This is a genomic window from Streptomyces sp. NPDC017246, assembly GCF_044331325.1.
Lineage (GTDB): Bacteria > Actinomycetota > Actinomycetes > Streptomycetales > Streptomycetaceae > Streptomyces.
In genome coordinates this window covers 66391-84410 of record NZ_JBIRMW010000006.1, presented here as the reverse complement: position 1 = coordinate 84410, position 18020 = coordinate 66391, and the positions used below count along the sequence as shown (strand labels likewise).

Here is an 18020-nt window from a genome sequence, read left to right as displayed (position 1 = left end):
GGCACCGGACCCCCGCCCCACCCCGTACCGCCGTCCGCGATCAGGCCCAGGCCTCCGTGACCGCCCGGCGCGCGCCCTCCAGGTCCACCGTCCGGCCCGACTCGCCGAGCGCCGCGCCCAGAGCGGCCAGCGAGGACTGCACCGCACCCGGCGTGGCGTCCACCCCGTAGTGGTTGACCCGGATCATCTCCGCGGCCAGCGCCCCGCCGCCCGCGATCAGCGGCAGCGACGGATCGGCGGCCAGCGCCTTCGCCACCAGCTCGGAGGCGTCCACCCCGGCCGGCACCCGCAGCGTCGTCGCGACCGGGGCCGCGTCCCCCGCCTCGTACACATACGGTTCGAGACCGCCGCCCAGGGCCAGCGCGCCCGCGCGGGTCGCGGCCGCCGCGGAGGCGTGCCGCGCCATCAGGGCCTCCAGCCCCTCCGCCTCGATCCGCTCCACACAGGCCTCCAGGGCCAGCATCTCCAGCTGCGCCGGAGCGTGCAGCAGCGCCTTCCGGCCGCCGTCGATCCAGCGCTCCTTCCAGTCGAGGAGGGAGAGGTACGAGCGGCGCGGAGCGGCCGGGTTGGCGGCGAACCGCTCCCAGGCCCGCGCGCTCACCGACACCGCCGACACACCCGCGGGACCGCCCATCGCCTTCTGCGCGCCGATGATGCACATGTCCACGCCCCAGGCGTCCGGCAGCACCGGCTCGGCGCCGATCGACGCCACCGCGTCCAGGTAGAACAGCGCGCCGTGCGCCCGGACGACCTCGCCGATCTCCGCCACCGGGTTGGTGTTCCCGGTCGCCGCCTCCGCGTGCACCAGCGACACGAAGTCGATCTCCGGGTGCGCGCTCAGCGCCTGCTCCACCTGAGCGGCCGTCACCGCCGTGTGGAAGGGCACCTCCAGGTCGATCACGGTCGCGCCGCAGTCCCGCAGCCAGTTGCCGAAGGTCTGCCCGTACGGCCCCGTGACCACGTTCAGCGCGGTCGAACCGGCCCGCGCCCCACTGCGGATGCACCCCTCAAGGGGGAGCAGCGCCTCGCCCTGGGTGATCACCACGTCCTGCTCCGTGGAGAGCAGCGCGGCCACCCGGCGCTCGATCGACGCGAAGTGCGCGGCGGTCAGCGGGGCCAGGTCCAGGAGCGGATGTGTCACGGTCACGGCGGTGCCTTCTTCGACTCGGTGCGGTGCGGGCGGAACTCCGGTTCAGGGTACCGAGGCCCTCCCGCGGCGCCCCTTGGCCCACCTGTACAAAAGGGATCTTCCTTGCGGTGCAACCGTCAAGGGACATCAGGTGTCCAACAGGACGACGGACCGGGCACGGGCCCCGTCCGGCGCACCCCCGCAGCCGCCCGGAACCCTCCGACTCAGGAGCCGCTCCATGCGCAAGCACCGTTCCGCCGCCCTCGCCGCGGCGACGCTCCTCCTCCTCACCGGCGCGGGGATCGCGACCGCACCCGCCGCCTGGGCCGGCGTGCCCGGCGGCACCCGTGCCGACGACCGCAACTGCGACTTCGACGGCGACGGCTACGACGACGTCCTGGTCGGCTCGCCCGGCGCGGCCGTCGGCGGCAGGCGGGGCGCCGGCCTCGTCACCGTCCAGTACGGCTCACCCCACGGCATCGACACCCGCGCCGCCACGGTCGTCAGCCAGGACACCACCGGCGTGCCCGGCGCCGCCGAGGCGGGCGACTCCTTCGGCGCCGCCGTCGCCACCGGCGACCTCGACGGCGACGGCTACGACGACGCCGTGATCGGCGCCCCCGGTGAGGACATCGGCGCCCTCGCCGACGTCGGCGGAGTGATCGTCCTGTGGGGCTCCCCGCACGGACTCGCCGGCCCCGACAGCCTCTGGGTCGACAGCTTCCGCGGCGTGGTGGCCGGGGCCCGCTTCGGCTCCGCCCTCGGCGCCGCGCGATTCACCGCAGAGACACCGGGGGACCAGCTGATCGCGCTCGACCACCGGTCCGTGGAGCGGCATCTGTGACGGACGCTGCCGCCGCTTCGGCCTGCTCACCTCCGCCCCCGGCGAGGACACCGAGGACGGCTGCGTGTGGGTCTTCTCGGCCGGTACGGGCGGGCTCACCGCGACCGGCTCGTGGACCTTCAACGCCGGCACCTTCGGCGGCCCGTACCTCGACGCCCGCTACGGGGCCGCGATCGACGAGTGACCATCCGCGCGGGCCGGCCGGCCGGTGAGGGTCCCGCGCGGGCCGGCCGAAGGCGACGTCCCAGGTGCGACGGCCGACCGCCCCCCCGATCGGGGGTCCCGGCCGGGCACCCGTCCTCGTACAGTGCAGACATGAGCGATCACGCGGTGCTGCACGTGAAGGGACGGGTGCTCGTCGGCCCCGAGGACGTACGGGACGAACTGTGGTGCGTCGACGGCCGGATCACCTTCGACCGGCCCGCCGCCGAGGCGGTCACCGTCGAGGGCTGGGTCCTGCCCGGACTCGTCGACGCCCACTGCCACGTCGGTCTCGACCGGCACGGCCCCGTCGACGAGGCCACCAGCGAGAAGCAGGCCCTCACCGACCGGGACGCGGGCACCCTGCTGGTCCGGGACGCGGGCTCGCCCTCCGACACCCGCTGGATCGACGGGCGCGAGGACCTGCCGAAGATCATCCGTGCGGGCCGGCACATCGCCCGCACCCGTCGCTACATCCGGAACTACGCCCACGAGATCGAGCCCGTCGACCTCGTGGAGTACGTCGGCCGCGAGGCCCGGCGCGGCGACGGCTGGGTCAAGCTGGTCGGCGACTGGATCGACCGCGAGGCGGGCGACCTCACCGCCTGCTGGCCGCGCGCCGAGGTCGGGGCGGCCATCGCCGAGGCGCACCGGCTGGGCGCCCGCGTCACCGCGCACTGCTTCGCGGAGGACGCGCTCCGCGACCTCGTCGAGGCCGGGATCGACTGCATCGAGCACGCGACCGGCCTCACCGAGGACACCATCCCGCTCTTCGCCGAGCGGGGTGTCGCGATCGTCCCGACCCTGGTCAACATCGCAACCTTCCCGCACCTCGCCGACGGCGGCCAGGAGAAGTTCCCCCGCTGGTCGGCCCATATGCGCCGGCTGCACGAGCGCCGGTACGACACCGTGCGCGCCGCCTTCGACGCGGGCGTCCCGGTCTTCGTCGGCACCGACGCGGGCGGCTCCCTCGCCCACGGCCTCGTCGCCGAGGAGGTCGAGGAGCTGACCCGGGCGGGCATCCCGCCGATCGACGCGCTCGCGGCCACCGCCTGGGGAGCCAGGGCCTGGCTCGGCCGTCCCTCCCTGGAGGAGGGCGCCCCGGCCGACCTCGTCGTCTACGGCGAGGACCCGCGCGCGGACGTCCGCGTCCTCGCGGCGCCGCGCCGGATCGTGGTCAACGGGCGGGTGACGGGGTAGCCGGCCACCACCCGCCCCCGGACGATCAGCTGCGGGCGAGGAAGGCCAGCCGGGCCTTCTTCTCCGGGATGAAGACCTCCGGCAGGTCCACCTCGGGCAGCACGACCTCCGGGCCCAGCTCGAAACCGGCCCGCGTCATGCGCGCGATCGCCTTCTCGTTGTCGGCGTCCGGCTCGACGACGACCCGGGTGTGGTCCCGCAGGGTGAAGGCGACGAGCACGGAGAGGAGCCGGCCGGTGAAGCCCGGCTGCGGGGCCGCGTTCGGCGCGATGAGGAAGTGGGCGCCGATGTCCCCGGGCAGCACCTCGTAGCACTCGCTCACGCGGTCGGCCCCGGGGTCGTACGTCTGGAGGAGGGCGACCGGCTCGTCGTCCAGGCTGACCAGGAAGCCGTGGTGGGTGGTGAGCGAGTCGAGGTGGGCGTAGACGTCCCGGACCTGCTCGACGGTGGTGCCGACCATGCCCCAGAAGCGGGACCGCTCCTCGTTGACCCAGCCGTGGAGGAGCTCGGCGTCGCGGTCGGGCTCGATCGGCCGGACGCTGACGGTGCCGAAGCCCTCGACGGTCCGGACGTATGCGGCGGTGGTCATCCCTGCTCCTTGGTGAGGTACTGCCAGTCGGTGGTGACGGGGGCGAGTTCGCCCCTCAGCCACAGGGGAAGCTGGTCGCGGTGGTGCGGGTCGCCGGGGACACCGGACGCGCCGAACGGCACGACCCACCCGCTCCGTTCGCGGTCGGCGAGGTCCCAGACGTAGCGCGCGGCGGAGGCGCGGGCGCTGCGGTCGGTCCACCCGGGCACGCTGGAGGTGGAGAGCACACAGTCGTGGTCCCCGCCGAGCCCCGGCCACTGCGCGTCGTCCGGGTCGGGGAGTGCCTGCCAGGGAGCGAGCCGGTGCGTCACGCCCCAGGCGGCCGGCGGCTCGCCGGCGCCGACCTCTTCGAGCGCCTCGCGCACGATCCGGTCCACGTCCCCGGCGGGCACGGGCCCGGCCACGAGCAGGGTCTCCAGGGCGTAGGCGACGCGCGGGCCGAGGGCCAGCCAGGGTCGGAACACCTCGGGATACGGGGCGGGTTCACGCAGCGCCGCGAAGGCCTCGTGGGCGGCGAGCCGGCGCACCACGGCTCCGCGCACGGCCGCGTACAGACCGGCGTCGGTGCTCTCCGCGTCCATCCGCCGGTCCCAGGCCAGCAGCCGGTCCCGGACGGCGCGGGCGGCGGGGGAGAGGCCGGCGACGGTCTCGTCCGTGGTGGTGCCGTCGGCGACGGTGCCTTCTCCGGTCTCGTCCGTCGTGGTGCCGCCGACGACGGTGCCGTCCCCTGCCTCGTCCGTCGTGGTGCCGCCGACCCGGGCCACGGCCGCGAGGAGCCGTGCCGCGGAGGGGTTGTCGGTGTCCCGGTGGACCGAGGTCACGGTCTCCGGGGTCCACTCCGCGGAGGCGCCGAGCAGCGCGTCGATCCGCTCCGCCCGGTGCGGCGGGGCGAACTCGATGCCCAGGGGCGCGGCCAGGCCCCGGGCGTTGGCCATCACGGCGTGGCCGGCCACCTCGGCGCGGGGCAGCGGCGCGGGGGCCGCCTCCCAGGCGTGCGCCGGATCCCAGGCGGGCACGATCCGCAGCGAGTTGGCCCGGTCCCGTACGGGGACGTGGCCGGCGACCCGGTGCAGCAGACCGCCCCGGGTGTCGGCGGCCAGGACGACGTTCACCGGTTCGACCCAGCCGTCGAGGGCCGCGTCCACCTCGGCGACGGTCCGGGCGCGCAGCAGCGCCGGCAGCACCCCGAAGCCGAGCTCGCCGGTGACGCGCGGCGGGTGGCGGAGACTGACGGCCTCCCAGGGGGCGCTCTCCGAAGCGCCTCCCCCGGGTTCGTCCTCCACCCCGATGATCACCGGCCCCCGGTCCGTCTCGATCACCTCGATCGCGACCGGTTCGCCGCCGGAGACCTCGACGGTCTCCGTGCGGGTCGCGGCCGGGCGCCATCCCTCGGGGCCGTACGCCTCGATCCCGCCGTCCGGGAGCCGCCGCAGCCGCTCCCGGTAGAGGTCCTGGTAGTCCGCCATGGCGTTGGTGATCGCCCAGGCGACCGGTCCGGTGTGGCCGAAGTGGGCGAGTCCGGGGATGCCGGGCACGGCGATGCCCACCACGTCGTACTGGGGGCAGGCGAGCCGGATCTGCTGGTAGACGCCGGGCGCTTCGATGAAGCGGTGCGGGTCGCCGGCGACCAGGGCCGCCCCGCTCGCCGTCCGTCCGCCGGCGACCAGCCAGCCGTTGGAGCCGGAGGTGCCGGGTCCGTCGGTCGCGAAGAGTTCCGTCCACTCCTCGCCGAGGCGCCGGGCGACCTCCTCGCGCCACAGCTTGGTGGGGAAGCCGGCGAAGAGGATGTGGGTGGTGAGCCAGACGGCGAGCGGGGTCCAGGGCTCCCAGCGGCCGGGGGCGAGGCCGGTCTCCGCGAACTCGGGGGCGCGTCCGGCCCCTTCCTCCAGGCCGTCGTTGACCCCGTCCACGTAGGCGCGCACCCAGGCGGCGGTCCGGGGATCGTCGTGTTCGAGCCGCTCGAAGCAGCGGCGGGCGGTGTCGGCGAGCCGGGACCGCCGGGCGAAGGTGTCCCAGGGGAGTTCGGCGGGGCCGAGGAAGGCGGCGGTGGTGCCCTGGGCCCGGTGCCGCTCGACCTCCAGCTGCCAGGCCCGGTCGCGGGCGGTGGCCCGGCCCTGGGCGAAGGAGAGTTCGTCCGGGTCCGCGGCGCGCAGATGGGGGACGCCCCAGGCGTCCCGGTAGACCTCGATGCTCACGGAGACCCCGATCCCGTCCTTGTGTCGCCATGGCTTTTCGCCATGTCCACTGCCGATTTCTTAGGTTAGGCTGACCTAAATTAATCTACAGGAGTTCAGGGGAGGGGATTGCGGTGGGTCACGGCTGGCAGGGTGCCGTTCTCAAGTTGTTCCGCGGCAAGGACTTCACGTTCACCGTGACGGGGGCCGAGCAGGTCACCGAGGACTACCGCCGGGTGAGCTTCACGGACGGCGGGCTGCTCGCCGCCGCCGGGATCCATCCGACGATGTGGGTGCGTCTCTGGTTCGAGAGCGCGGGCAAGCCGCACCAGCGCGCCTACACCCTGGTCGACCCCGACCTGGAGGCCGGCACCTTCAGCCTGGAGTTCGCCCTCCATGACGGCGTCGCCAGCCACTGGGCCCGCACCTGCGCCCCCGGCGACACCGTGGACGCGACGCTCCAGGGCACCGGTTTCGACGCCCCCGCCCCGCTGCCGGGGCGGCTCCTCCTGGTCGGCGACCCGGCCTCCCTGCCCGCCGTCAACTCCCTGCTGGACGCGCTTCCGGGCGTCCCGGCCACTCTCTGGTTCGAGACCCAGCACGCCTCCGACGAGGACCTGCCGTTCCGGCTCGACCCCGAGCACCACGAACTGCGCCGGGTGCCACGCGGGAACGACGGCGCCGACCTCGTCGCCCGTGTGAAGGCCGAACTTCCCGCGCTCGCCGACTCCGATCCGTACGTCTGGATCGCCTGCGACACGGCGACCACCCGCACCCTCGCCGCCTATGCGCGCAAGGAGCTCGCCCTCCCCAAGGAGCGCGTCCACGCCCTCGGGTACTGGCGACCGAGCTGAACGTGCCGGGTTGACGATCCGTTACCCCGACGCGGAGCTGATCGTTCACACTCTTCCCTCGCGTACCCGTGCGTGCGAAAGACGCGGGACACCCGGGAACGGTTGTGTCGAGAAAATTCGAAAATGAACACGGAAACCCCCCTTTGGAGTGAACTCACGTCAGGCGACTGCCGGTTCACTCTCCGTGCGTAAAGATTCCGGTGTCTCAAGTCGCCGAGGCCGCGCCGACCCACCGTCCCCGTGGTGAGCGGCCGGCGACGCCATGTCTCTTGTGGGGGTTCCACATCTTGAACAGCAACACCTTCGCCATGCCCGTACGCCGCACCGCCGCCGCCGCGACCGTCGCCGCCCTGGCCGTCGGCCCCGTGCTCCTCGCGGCCCCGGCGGCGCACGCCACGGGCGGCGAAGGGCGCGCCACCGCCGTCGTCCTGCGGACCGGCCTCGACGTCTCGCTCCTCGGCAAGACGGTCGACGTGCCGGTGCGGGCCTCCCTCAACGAGGTCAAGGCGCCGGAGACCGAGAGCGAGACCGCGCTCACCGTGAAGGTGCAGGGGGCCGAGGAGGGGAAGCCGATCGACATCCTCGCCGCCGACGTCGCCACCTCGAAGGCCACCGTGGACGAGAAGAAGGCGGAGGGGTACGTCAACCTCGTCAAGGCCCGGGTCCACGTCCCCGGCATCCCGCTGCTCTCCCTCGTCGAGGTCGAGAAGGTCACCTCCAAGGCACTGTGCGAGGTGGGGAGGAAGCCGGTCGCCGAGTCCAACGTCCTCGGTCATGTCATCGTCTTCGGGAAGAAGACCACCCTCTCCACCGGAGGCCGCACCCACGTCGAGGTGCCGGGCGTCGGCGAGGTCACCCTCGACCTCTCCCGTACGTCCACCACCTCCCGCACGGCGGCGGCGACGGCCCTCGAACTCAAGGTGGAGGTCGACCCGCTGAAGCTCGGCGTGGCCGCGGTCAACGGCACCGTGACCCTCGCCGAGGCCACCTGCGAGACCCCCGAGGGCCCGGCCCCGACCGAGAAGCCCACCGAGAAGCCCACGCAGCAGCCGACCGAGCGGCCCTCCGAGCAGCCCACGCGGCAGCCCTCGGCCGAGCCGAGCGACGCCGGCGGCGGCGTCACCACCAACAACGGCGGTACCACGCCCACGCAGAACCTCGCCGAGACCGGCGGCAGTTCCACCACCCCGTACATCGCGGGCGGAGCACTCGCTCTCCTGGTGGCCGGCGGCGGCGCCCTCGCGCTGACCCGCTCGCGGGCCCGCTCCCGAGGCTGACGGCCCGAGGGGGACGGCCGAGGGGGACGGCCGAGGAAGCGGCCCGAGGGGGACGCGCCGGGGGGCGTGGCTCGGGAGGCATGAACGGGTCCGGGGAGGGCGACGGTGACGACGTCGCCCTCCCCGGACCCGTGTACGCCGTCAGCCGCCCATCAACAGGGCCTGGTCCAGGGCCTGGAGGAATCGGTTCGTCGTCACCCGGTCCCGGACCGCGATCCGCAGCCAGTTCCGGTCGAGCCCCGGGAACGTGTCGCCCCGGCGGGCCGCGAAGCCCAGCGACCGCAGCCGCTCCCGGACCGCGTCCGCCCCGTCGATCCGCAGCAGTACGAACGGGCCCTCCGACCCCTCCACCGTCCGCACCTCGTCGAACTCCGCGAGCCCGGCCAGCAGATGGGCCCGCTCCACTCCGATCCGGTGCGCCGCGTGCTCGGCCTCCGCGAGCGCCACCCGCGACATGCAGGCCTCCGCCGCCACCAGGGCCGGCGTCGACACCGGCCACAGCGGCTGCGCCCGCTCGAGCGCCTCGACCGTCTCCGGCTCGGCCAGCACGTACCCGATCCGCAGCCCGGCGAGCCCCCAGGTCTTGGTCAGGCTGCGCAGCACCACGAGCCCCGGCACATCGGTCCGCCCGGCCAGCGACTCGCGCTCGCCCGGCACCGCGTCCATGAAGGCCTCGTCCACCACCAGCGTCCGTCCCGGGCGGGCGAGCGCGGCGATCGAGGCGGCGGGATGCAGCACGGAGGTGGGGTTCGTGGGGTTCCCGATCACCACCAGGTCCGCGTCCTCGGGGACCGCCGCCGGATCCAGCCGGAAACCGTCCTCCTCGCGCAGCAGCACCCGGCCCACCTCGTGGCCTACATCGCGCAGCGCCGCCTCCGGCTCGGTGAACTGCGGATGCACCACGACGGGTCTGCGCACCGGAAGCGCCCGTGCGAGCAGCACGAAGGCCTCCGCCGCGCCGGCCGTGAGCAGCACCCGGTTCGCCTGCAGATCGTGGCGCTCGGCGACCGCAGCCCGCGCGGCCCGGCCGTCGGGGTAGGCGGCGAGTCCGGTCAGGGAGTCGGCGATCCGCTCCCGGAGCCAGTCCGGTGGGGTGTTCGTCCGGACGTTGACCGCCAGATCGATGAGTTTCTCGTCCCGGACCTCGGCGTCACCGTGGTGGCGCAGGTCGTGGGCGTCGGTACGCGTGTGCATGTCCATGGCCGCCGTCGTGTGGGGGGTGGGGATGGTGGGGGGTGAGCCAGGCTCGCCAGCGATGTACCCGTGAGTCAGGTGCAACAACCGTACGCCCGGGGCATCTTCGTTCGGACACAACGGGACGGAAGCGGCGAGAGCGCACGTTACGCGCCGGGATTTCCGCTTCGGTACGACCAGTACGGCCCGGGCACCCGACCCGGGACGATCCCCCGCACCCGCCGGCGCCCGCGCACCCCCGTCCGCCGGCGCCCGCGCACCCGTCCCCGCCCGCGCACCCCCGTCCGCGGACGCCCGCGCGTCCCTCCCCGCACCGGAGCCCCCGCCCGCCGCGAGCAGCGCGGCCGCCTCCGCCACCGACGCCGTGCCCGTCGCGGCCAGCGGCAGCGCCGACGGATGCGGTACGGACACGGCGGCCAGCTCCTCGGCCGTGAACCCCCGCACCGGTACGCCGAGCGCCGCCGCCGCCCCCGTGACACCCGGCTCCGCCGCGCGCGCGTCGAGCGTGCCGAGCGACCGGACCTCCGCGCGCGTCAGCCCCGCCTCCTCCAGCACCGCCCCGACCAGGGCGAGCACCTCGTCCACCGGAGCGCCCGGCCGCGCCCCGACGCCGAGGTGCGCGGACGCCACCCGATCCGATACCAAAGGCCCATGGCTGTAGTCGTCGCGCTCGGCGCGTTCCTCATGACGCTCTTCGGAGGCTGGGTCGCGGGGCGCGTCACCGACCGACGCCACCTCGTCCTCGGCCTCGCCGGCGGGCTCATGCTCGGCGTCGTCGGACTCGACCTGCTGCCGGAGGCCCTGGAGGCGGCGGGTGACAAGGTCTTCGGTGTCCCGGAGGCCCTGCTCCTCTTCGTCGGCGGCTTCCTCTTCGCCCATGTCGTGGAACGGCTCCTCGCCGTACGCCAGGCCGCGCACGGCGTGGCGGCCGACGAGCGGGTCCCGCAGGTCGGCATGACGGCGGCCGCCGCGATGGTCGGTCACAGCCTCATGGACGGCGTCGCGCTCGGGGTCGCCTTCCAGGTGGGCGGCGGCATGGGCGCCACCGTCGCCCTCGCCGTCATCACCCACGACTTCGCCGACGGCTTCAACACGTACACGATCACGAGCCTCTACGGGAACGCGCGGCGCAAGGCCGTCGCCATGCTCGTCGCGGACGCCCTCGCCCCGATCGTCGGCGCCGCCTCCACCCTGCTGTTCACCCTTCCGGAGGAACTCCTCGGCAGCTATCTCGGCTTCTTCGGCGGCGCCCTGCTCTATCTGGCCGCCGCCGAGATCCTGCCGGAGGCCCACCACGACCACCCCGCCCGCTCCACCCTGCTGTGCACGGTGGCGGGCGTCGGCTTCATCTGGCTCGTGGTGGGAGTCTCCGGCGGCTGACCTCACGCGACCGGACCGCCCGCGCAGTGCTCGACGAACCGCGCGGCCACCTCGGGAGCACCCGCCCAGTGGGTGTGCACGTAACTGGCGTGCACCCCCCGCTGCACGAAGCCCTCGACGCGCCGCTCGGGCTGCCGCAGCCCCCAGGCGGCCTGCGCCCCGGCACCCGGCTCGATCACGGTCCGGTGGAACTCGTGCCCCCGCATCCGCGCCCCGGCGGGCGCGAGCACGCTGTCGCTGACGGCGACGGCGTCCCGGTATCCGAGCGTGAGCCGCTCCGACATCCGCGCGTCCGCGTCGAGCACGCCGCACATGGGCGTGCCGTCGAGCGACCGGGCCAGATACAGCAGCCCGGCGCACTCGGCGGCGATGGGCGCCCCGGACGCGGCGAGCGCGGCGACGGCCTTCCGCAACGGCTCGTTGGCGGAGAGCTCACCCCCGTACATCTCCGGGAACCCGCCGCCTATGACGAGCCCGGAGGTCCCCTCGGGCAGTGCCTCGTCCCGCAGCGGGTCGAAGGTGACGACCTCGGCCCCGGCAGCGGTCAGCAACTCGGCGTGCTCGGCGTAGGAGAAGGTGAACGCGGCGCCCCCGGCCACAGCGACCCGCGGTGGCGGGCACCCGTCCCGCGGGGCGGCACGGGTGGGCACCACGGGGCCACCGGCGCGCGGCCGCCCGGCGACCTCTGGCGACCAGGCCTCGGCGTGCAGTTCCGGCGCGCTGCGCGCCAGCGCGAGCAGCGCCTCCATGTCGCACCCGGCGAGCACCTGCTCCGCCTGCGCGGCCACGGCGGCCACCGCCGCGGCCTGCCGCTCGGCCACCGGAACGAGCCCGAGGTGCCGCGAGGGCGTGGCCACGGCCGGCGCCCGCCGCAGCACCCCGAGCACCGGAACCCCCGACTCCCCGAGCGCCTCCCGCAGCAGGTGCTCGTGCCGGTCGGTGGCGACCTTGTTGAGGATCACGCCCCCGATCCGCACCTCCGGATCCCAGGACGCGAACCCGTGCACGAGCGCCGCCACCGACCGCGACTGCGACGACGCGTCGACGACGAGCACCACCGGCGCCTTGAGCAGCTTCGACACCTGCGCGGTGGAGGCGAGTTCGCCCTGGTCGGCGGCCCCGTCGTACAGGCCCATGACCCCCTCGACCACGGCCAGGTCGCACCCGCGCGCGCCGTGCTCGAAGAGCGGCGCGACCAGCCCCGTCCCGCACATGTACGCGTCGAGGTTGCGGCCCGGCCGCCCCGTCGCGAGCGCGTGGTAGCCGGGGTCGATGTAGTCCGGTCCGACCTTGTGCGGGGAGACGGCCAGACCACGGCCGGCGAACGCGGCCATCAGGCCGGTCGCGACCGTGGTCTTGCCCGCGCCCGACGAGGGCGCGGCGATGACGAGACGTGCTACCACTCGATGCCCCGCTGGCCCTTCTGACCGGCGTCCATCGGGTGCTTGACCTTGGACATGTCGGTGACGAGATCCGCGAAGTCGACGAGCTCCTGCGGCGCGTTGCGGCCGGTGATGACGACGTGCTGGTGGCCGGGACGGTCGCGCAGCACCTCGACGACCTCCGCGGTGTCGATCCAGCCCCAGTGCAGCAGATAGGCGAACTCGTCGAGGACGTAGAACTTGTACTTCTCCTCGGCGAGGTCCCGCTTGACCTGCTCCCAGCCCTCGCGGGCCTTCTCCTCGTGCGACTGCTCGCCCTCGGCGACCTCGCGCTGGATCCAGGACCAGCCCTCACCCATCTTGTTCCAGGTGACCGTGCCGCCCTTGCCGGTCTCGCCGAGCGCCTTGAGGGCGTTCTCCTCGCCGACCTTCCACTTGGCGGACTTGACGAACTGGAACACCCCGATCGGCCAGCCCTGGTTCCAGGCGCGGAGCGCCATGCCGAACGCGGCGGTCGACTTCCCCTTGCCGACGCCCGTGTGCACCATCACCAGCGCGCGGTTGCGGCGCTGACGGGTGGTGAGACCGTCGTCGGGTACGGCGGTCGGCTGTCCCTGCGGCATTAAGCGGCCCTCCTGGCAGTGGTCTTCCGGTTTCCCTGTACGTCCCGGACGAGGCCGGCGATCGAGTCGGCGCGCAGCTCGTCCAAGGTGACGGCGGTGCCGCCGAGTTCACGGGCGAGTTCCCGGGCGAGCCCGAGCCGGACGGGTCCGGTCTCGCAGTCCACGACCACACAGGCCGTGCCCTCGGCGGCGTGCAGCCGCGCCGCGCGGGCGGCGAGCGCCACCGGGTCGGCGCCGCCGCCGGTCGCCCGGCCGTCGGTCACGACGACGAGCAGCGGGCGGCGCGAGGGGTCCCGCAGACGCTCGATCCGCAGGACGTCGTGGGCCTTGAGCAGCCCGGCCGACAGCGGGGTCCGGCCGCCGGTCGGAAGCTTCTCGAGCCGGGCGGCGGCCGCGTCCACGGACGAGGTCGGCGGCAGCGCGACCTCGGCGTCGCGGCCCCGGAAGGTGATCAGGCCGACCTTGTCGCGCCGCTGGTAGGCGTCGAGCAGCAGGGAGAGGACGGCGCCCTTCACCGCGCTCATCCGCTGCCGCGCCGCCATCGAGCCGGAGGCGTCCACGGCGAAGAGCACGAGGTTGCCCTCGCGTCCCTCCCGGGTCGCCTGCCGCAGGTCGTCCCGGCGGACGACCAGGCCGGGCCCGGTCCGCCCGCGGGTCTTCTGGTGCGGCGCGGCGGCCTGCACGGTCGCGGCCAGGTGCAGCTTGGTCAGCGCGCCCCGGGGGCGTACGGAGCCGGTGGTACGGCCGTGCTCGGTGCGGGCCCGGGAGCGGCGCCCGGCCGCGCCCTGGCCGAGACCGGGCACGCTGAGCACCTTGGTGCGGAAGGGCTCGGAGGCGGCGACGGCGGCCCGCTCCCCGGAACCGGCTGTCCGAGGCGCGGGCGAGGGCGCCTCGTCGGGCGAGGAGGGAGCCTCGGGAGCGGGCGGGTTCTCCACGGCGGGTCCGTCGGCCTGCGGCGGAACACCCCCGCCGGGACCTCCGTCACCGGGACCCCCGTCCTCGGGACCCCCGTCCTCGGGACCGTTGTCACCGGGGCCGCCCCCGTCGGGACCGCCGTCCCCGGGCCCCTCGGGCTCGGGGTCCTCCTCCGGGTCTCCCCTGAACTGCTCAAGGGTCTCGTCGAGCTTGTCCTCGTCGAGGCCGGGCGCGTCGAAGGGGGAGCGCCGCCGCCGGTGGGGGAGGGCGAGGAGCGCGGCCTGCCGCACGTCCTCGGAGGTGACCTCGGTGCGGCCGGCCCAGGCGGCGAGCGCGGTCGCGGCCCTGGCCATGACGATGTCGGCGCGCATGCCGTCCACCTCGAAGGCGGCGCAGGTGGCGGCGATCTGGAGCAGCACGGCGTCGCCGAGGGTCACCCGGGGCAGCAGGGCGCGGGCGGCGGTGATCCGGCCGCGCAGCGCGGTCTCCTCGTCGGCCCAGCGGGCGGCGAAGGCGGCGGGGTCGTCCTCGAAGGCGAGGCGTCGCCTGACGACCTCGACCCGCTGCTCGGGCTCGCGGGACGCGGCGACCTCGACGGTCAGTCCGAACCGGTCGAGCAGCTGCGGCCGGAGCTCGCCCTCCTCGGGGTTCATCGTGCCGACGAGCAGGAACCGTGCGGCGTGCCGCACGGAGACGCCTTCGCGTTCGACGTAGGAGGAGCCCATGGCGGCGGCGTCGAGCAGATGGTCGATGAGGTGGTCGCTGAGCAGATTGACCTCGTCGACATAGAGAATGCCCCGGTGGGCGGCGGCGAGCAGTCCGGGCTCGAAGGCCTTGACCCCCTCGCTGAGCGCCTTCTCGATGTCGAGGGAGCCGACGAGCCGGTCCTCGGAGGCGCCGACGGGCAGCTCGACCATACGGGCGGCCCGCTCGCTCCCGGGCCCGGTCTCGTGGGGCCCGTCGGGGCAGCCGGGGTCGGGCGAGCCCGGATCGCAGCTGAACCGGCAGCCGGTGACCACGGGCACGGCGGGCAGCAGCTCGGCGAGCGCCCGGACGGCCGTGGACTTGGCGGTGCCCTTCTCGCCACGGACCAGCACACCGCCCACGGCCGGGCTGACGGCGTTGAGCAGCAGCGCGAGCCGCAGGTCGTCCATACCGACGACGGCGGTGAACGGATACCGGGTGCTCATCGGGTGGTCCTTTCCTCGAGTTCGATTCGCTGATGTCCCGAAGGACGGCCCCGCGTCACGGCGCTCCCGGCGGCACGAACGGCAGCCCCGCCGGAGCCCCCTCCTCGATGAGCCGCAGCAGCGCGTCGGTGTCCGCGTGCTCCTCGATCAGGTCGCCCAGCCGGTCCAGCTGTTCCTCCCGCAGCGCCTCGAACGACGTGTCCGGCGCCGGGACGAACCGCCGTCCCGCAGCCGCCGCGACCTCCCGCAGGAACGCCCGCCGGAACCCGTCGCTCTCCAGGGAGCCGTGCCAGTGGGTGCCCCAGACGGACCCCACCCGGCACCCGTCGAGGAAGGGCTCCCCGCCCCGCACATCGGCGACGCCGTGGTGGATCTCGTATCCCTCGACCCGTTCCCCGAGCGCCGAGCCGACCGGCCGGGCGAGGGTCTTCTCGCGCGCGAAGCGGACCCGTACGGGCAGCAGACCGAGCCCGTCGACGGCTCCGGCCCGGGACTCGACCTCGTCCTCGATGTGCTCGCCGAAGATCTGGAAGCCGCCGCAGACGCCGAGCACGGGCCGTCCCTCGGCCGCGCGCCGCGTCAGCGCGTCGGCGAGACCGCGTTCCCGCAGCCAGGCGAGGGCCTTGACCGTGCCGCGCGTGCCGGGCACCACGACCAGATCCGCGTCGACGAGCTCCTCGGCCCGGTCGACGAACCGCACGACCACACCCGGCTCGGCCGCCAGCGCGTCCACATCCGTGAAGTTGGACATCAGCGGTACGGCGCAGACCGCGACCCGCAGCACGTCCGCGCCGACCGGCGGTGCGACGACGGACTCCCGCACCGCGCCCCGGAGGGAGACCCGCAGGCCGTCCTCCTCGTCGATGCCGAGCCCGTGCGCGTACGGCAGCACGCCGAAGGTCCGGCGCCCGGTGAGCCCGTGGAGCATGTCGAGTCCGGGCTCCAGCAGGGTCACGTCGCCGCGGAACTTGTTCACCAGGTAGCCGGCGACGAGCTCCTGGTCCTCGGGGGCGAGCAGCGCCGTCGTGCCGAAGAACTGGGCGAAGACCCCGCCCCGGTCGATGTCCCCGACCACGACCACGGGCAGCCGGGCGGCCCGTGCGATGCCCATGTTCACGATGTCGGTGCGCCGCAGGTTGATCTCGGCCGGGCTGCCCGCGCCCTCGCAGATCACGGCGTCGTAGGTGCTCCGCAGCTCCTCCAGGCACGCCATCACCGGCTCGAAGAGCTCCTTCTGCCGGCCCCCGTGGTACCCGCGGGCGCTCAGTTCGCCGACCGGCTTGCCCATCAGGACGACCTGGCTGGAGCGGTCGCTGCCGGGCTTGAGCAGCACCGGGTTCATGAGCGCGGTCGGCTCGACGCGGGCGGCCTGCGCCTGCATGGCCTGGGCCCGCCCGATCTCGGCGCCCTCGCGGGTCACGAAGGAGTTGAGGGACATGTTCTGTCCCTTGAACGGCGCCACCTTGATGCCCTTGCGGACCAGCCAGCGGCAGATGCCGGCCGTCACGACGCTCTTGCCGGCGTCGGACGTGGTGCCGGCGACCAGCAGCCCCCCACCCCTCATGCGTTCCTCCGCTTCCGGGCCCCCAGGGCGCCGATGATCATGCGGCCGCCCACACAGGCGGCCAGAGTGAGTCCGGTGATCCGCCGCGACAGCCGTACCGCCCGGTCGATGTCGGCGACCTCGACGGGCCGCCCCGCCCCGTTCAGCACCGGCCGGTGTTCGACCCGCCCGCCGTACGAGAGGGTGCCCCCGAGCCGTACGCCGAGCGCGCCCGCGAAGGAGGCCTCGACCGGGCCCGCGTTGGGGCTGGGGTGCTGCGCCGCGTCCGCCCGCCAGGCCCGTACGGCTCCGCGCGGGTTCCCGCCGGCGACGGTCGCGAGGGCGGCCGTCAGCCGGGCCCCGGGCCAGCCGGCCACGTCGTCGAGCCGGGCCGAGGCCCAGCCGAAGCGGCGGTGGCGGGGCGACTTGTGGCCGACCATCGCGTCGAGGGTGTTGACGGCCCGGAAGGCGACGAGGCCGGGCACGCCGGCGACGGCGCCCCAGAAGAGGGCGCCGACCACGGCGTCCGAGGTGTTCTCGGCGACCGATTCGACGACCGCGCGGGCCATCGCCGGTCCGTCCAGGGACTGCGGATCGCGGCCGCACAGATGCGGCAGCCGCTCCCGGGCCACGTCCAGGTCCCCGGCGGCGAGCGCCCCGCCGATGGCGCGGGCCTCCCGGCCCAGGGTCGTACCGCCGACGACGGCCCAGACGGAGGCGGCGGTCAGGGCGACGGCGGCGGCCGGCCGGTTCCGTACGGCCCGTGCGGCGAGCACGCCCAGGGCCGCGGTGGAGCCGGCGCAGACGGCGGTGTGCAGGGCGCCCCAGCCGCGGTGGTCGTGGTGGAGGCGCTCCTCGACGGCGGCGGCGGCCCGGCCGAACACGGCGACGGGGTGGCCGCGGCGGGGGTCGCCGACGAGCTGGTCGACGGCGAGGCCGAGGGCCGCGCCGTAGGCGAAGACACCGGTGGCTCTGGATACGCTGCGGCCGCGGCCGGGCATGGCGCTATGTCCTCACTCAGGGTCCGCGCCCTGGATCGACGTGACCGGCGGCGAGAGTTCCTGACTCCCGGACCCTTCGGATCCGGTCACAGTGGCGGGACCGCGCCGGATTCGCACCGGACTTCCTCTACTGCCGCCGTAATGGCCTCGGCAGTCCACCACGGCCCGAGAACACCCGTCAACTCACCCTTGACCTGCGTCGGGTCACTGTGCGAAGCACCACAAACACGGCGCGGGACATGCGACGGCCGGGCGGCCCGCACCCGAAGGTGCGGACCGCCCGGCCGGGATCCCGAGGACCGTCAGGCGACGATCAGGTAGATGCCGTACGCGACCGCCGCGAGGCAGAGGCCGAAGCAGGCGTAGGCGCCGGTGCGGGCCATCGCGGCGGAGCCTCCCTGGGCGGCGGCCTGCTCCTGCTTGGAGAGGCCGATGATGCCGAGGGTGAAGAGGCCCACGAGCGCGAGGGTCGCCACGAGGCTGACTCCGAAGACGGAGCCGAGAGCTGCCCAGTCGATCTTCAT

General features: G+C 74.5%; 15 protein-coding genes and 1 riboswitch. Of the genes, 5 read left to right on the top strand and 10 right to left on the bottom strand.

Annotation, left to right across the window (positions count from 1 at the left end; translation table 11 throughout):
- Nucleotides 1-40: 40 nt before the first annotated feature.
- Nucleotides 41-1141: a pyridoxal-phosphate-dependent aminotransferase family protein gene (locus ACH4MY_RS15685; protein WP_398003849.1), complete on the bottom strand. Its 1101-nt coding sequence runs from the start codon at nt 1139-1141 to the stop codon at nt 41-43.
- A 226-nt stretch (nt 1142-1367) separates the two neighbouring features.
- Between ACH4MY_RS15685 and ACH4MY_RS15680 the strand changes: the two genes are divergently transcribed.
- The gene (locus ACH4MY_RS15680; RefSeq protein ID WP_398002943.1) at nt 1368-1973 is read left to right on the top strand and encodes an integrin alpha; all 606 of its coding nucleotides are present in this window, start codon (nt 1368-1370) and stop codon (nt 1971-1973) included.
- Between the two features lie 315 nt (nt 1974-2288).
- A complete protein-coding gene (locus ACH4MY_RS15675) occupies nt 2289-3374 on the top strand; it encodes an amidohydrolase family protein (protein ID WP_398002940.1) in 1086 nt (361 codons plus the stop codon).
- Between the two features lie 25 nt (nt 3375-3399).
- On the opposite strand, the gene ACH4MY_RS15670 is transcribed toward ACH4MY_RS15675, so the two are convergent.
- Both ACH4MY_RS15670 and ACH4MY_RS15665 read right to left on the bottom strand, forming a co-directional pair.
- Nucleotides 3400-3963 (bottom strand): GNAT family N-acetyltransferase, encoded by a 564-nt coding sequence (locus ACH4MY_RS15670; RefSeq protein WP_398002939.1) that lies wholly within the window; start codon nt 3961-3963, stop codon nt 3400-3402.
- A complete protein-coding gene (locus ACH4MY_RS15665) occupies nt 3960-6158 on the bottom strand; it encodes a penicillin acylase family protein (RefSeq protein ID WP_398002936.1) in 2199 nt (732 codons plus the stop codon). The genes ACH4MY_RS15670 and ACH4MY_RS15665 overlap by 4 nt, the downstream gene beginning before the upstream one ends.
- A 113-nt stretch (nt 6159-6271) precedes the next feature.
- Here ACH4MY_RS15665 and ACH4MY_RS15660 point away from each other — a divergent pair, with 113 nt between their 5' ends.
- Both ACH4MY_RS15660 and ACH4MY_RS15655 read left to right on the top strand, forming a co-directional pair.
- The gene (locus ACH4MY_RS15660; RefSeq protein WP_398002934.1) at nt 6272-6991 is read left to right on the top strand and encodes a siderophore-interacting protein; all 720 of its coding nucleotides are present in this window, start codon (nt 6272-6274) and stop codon (nt 6989-6991) included.
- Between the two features lie 287 nt (nt 6992-7278).
- Nucleotides 7279-8268, top strand: a complete 990-nt coding sequence (locus tag ACH4MY_RS15655; RefSeq protein WP_398002931.1) for an SCO1860 family LAETG-anchored protein — start codon at nt 7279-7281, stop codon at nt 8266-8268.
- Nucleotides 8269-8409: 141 nt separating this feature from the next.
- Here the strand turns inward: ACH4MY_RS15655 and cobC are convergent, their stop codons facing one another.
- Entirely contained in the window at nt 8410-10092 is a 1683-nt protein-coding gene (gene cobC / locus ACH4MY_RS15650) for an Rv2231c family pyridoxal phosphate-dependent protein CobC (RefSeq protein ID WP_398002929.1), read from the bottom strand.
- A 21-nt stretch (nt 10093-10113) separates the two neighbouring features.
- Here cobC and ACH4MY_RS15645 point away from each other — a divergent pair, with 21 nt between their 5' ends.
- A complete protein-coding gene (locus ACH4MY_RS15645; protein ID WP_398002926.1) occupies nt 10114-10842 on the top strand; it encodes a ZIP family metal transporter in 729 nt (242 codons plus the stop codon).
- 2 nt (nt 10843-10844) lie between these two features.
- Here the strand turns inward: ACH4MY_RS15645 and ACH4MY_RS15640 are convergent, their stop codons facing one another.
- The 6 genes from ACH4MY_RS15640 to ACH4MY_RS15615 form a co-directional block, all read right to left on the bottom strand.
- Nucleotides 10845-12245: a cobyrinate a,c-diamide synthase gene (locus tag ACH4MY_RS15640; protein ID WP_398002923.1), complete on the bottom strand. Its 1401-nt coding sequence runs from the start codon at nt 12243-12245 to the stop codon at nt 10845-10847.
- A complete protein-coding gene (gene cobO / locus ACH4MY_RS15635) occupies nt 12239-12847 on the bottom strand; it encodes a cob(I)yrinic acid a,c-diamide adenosyltransferase (protein ID WP_398002921.1) in 609 nt (202 codons plus the stop codon). Before cobO ends, ACH4MY_RS15640 begins: the two co-directional genes overlap by 7 nt.
- Nucleotides 12847-14952, bottom strand: a complete 2106-nt coding sequence (locus ACH4MY_RS15630; RefSeq protein ID WP_398002918.1) for a putative cobaltochelatase — start codon at nt 14950-14952, stop codon at nt 12847-12849. Before ACH4MY_RS15630 ends, cobO begins: the two co-directional genes overlap by 1 nt.
- 55 nt (nt 14953-15007) lie before the next feature.
- Nucleotides 15008-16516: a cobyric acid synthase gene (locus ACH4MY_RS15625; RefSeq protein ID WP_398002916.1), complete on the bottom strand. Its 1509-nt coding sequence runs from the start codon at nt 16514-16516 to the stop codon at nt 15008-15010.
- Nucleotides 16513-17496: a cobalamin biosynthesis protein gene (locus tag ACH4MY_RS15620; RefSeq protein WP_398002913.1), complete on the bottom strand. Its 984-nt coding sequence runs from the start codon at nt 17494-17496 to the stop codon at nt 16513-16515. The genes ACH4MY_RS15625 and ACH4MY_RS15620 overlap by 4 nt, the downstream gene beginning before the upstream one ends.
- 34 nt (nt 17497-17530) lie before the next feature.
- Nucleotides 17531-17663: riboswitch (cobalamin riboswitch) on the bottom strand.
- A 135-nt stretch (nt 17664-17798) separates the two neighbouring features.
- The gene (locus ACH4MY_RS15615; protein ID WP_398002910.1) at nt 17799-18020 is read right to left on the bottom strand and encodes a hypothetical protein; all 222 of its coding nucleotides are present in this window, start codon (nt 18018-18020) and stop codon (nt 17799-17801) included.

Bases quoted from the DNA above. Each gene is read 5' to 3' on its own strand.
- ACH4MY_RS15680 (WP_398002943.1), top strand. From the start codon at position 1,368: ATGCGCAAGCACCGTTCCGCCGCCCTCGCCGCGGCGACGCTCCTCCTC.
- ACH4MY_RS15675 (WP_398002940.1), top strand. From the start codon at position 2,289: ATGAGCGATCACGCGGTGCTGCACGTGAAGGGACGGGTGCTCGTCGGC.
- ACH4MY_RS15670 (WP_398002939.1), bottom strand. From the start codon at position 3,963: ATGACCACCGCCGCATACGTCCGGACCGTCGAGGGCTTCGGCACCGTC.
- ACH4MY_RS15645 (WP_398002926.1), top strand. From the start codon at position 10,114: ATGGCTGTAGTCGTCGCGCTCGGCGCGTTCCTCATGACGCTCTTCGGA.
- cobO (WP_398002921.1), bottom strand. From the start codon at position 12,847: ATGCCGCAGGGACAGCCGACCGCCGTACCCGACGACGGTCTCACCACC.
- ACH4MY_RS15630 (WP_398002918.1), bottom strand. From the start codon at position 14,952: ATGAGCACCCGGTATCCGTTCACCGCCGTCGTCGGTATGGACGACCTG.
- ACH4MY_RS15625 (WP_398002916.1), bottom strand. From the start codon at position 16,516: ATGAGGGGTGGGGGGCTGCTGGTCGCCGGCACCACGTCCGACGCCGGC.
- ACH4MY_RS15620 (WP_398002913.1), bottom strand. From the start codon at position 17,496: ATGCCCGGCCGCGGCCGCAGCGTATCCAGAGCCACCGGTGTCTTCGCC.
- ACH4MY_RS15615 (WP_398002910.1), bottom strand. From the start codon at position 18,020: ATGAAGATCGACTGGGCAGCTCTCGGCTCCGTCTTCGGAGTCAGCCTC.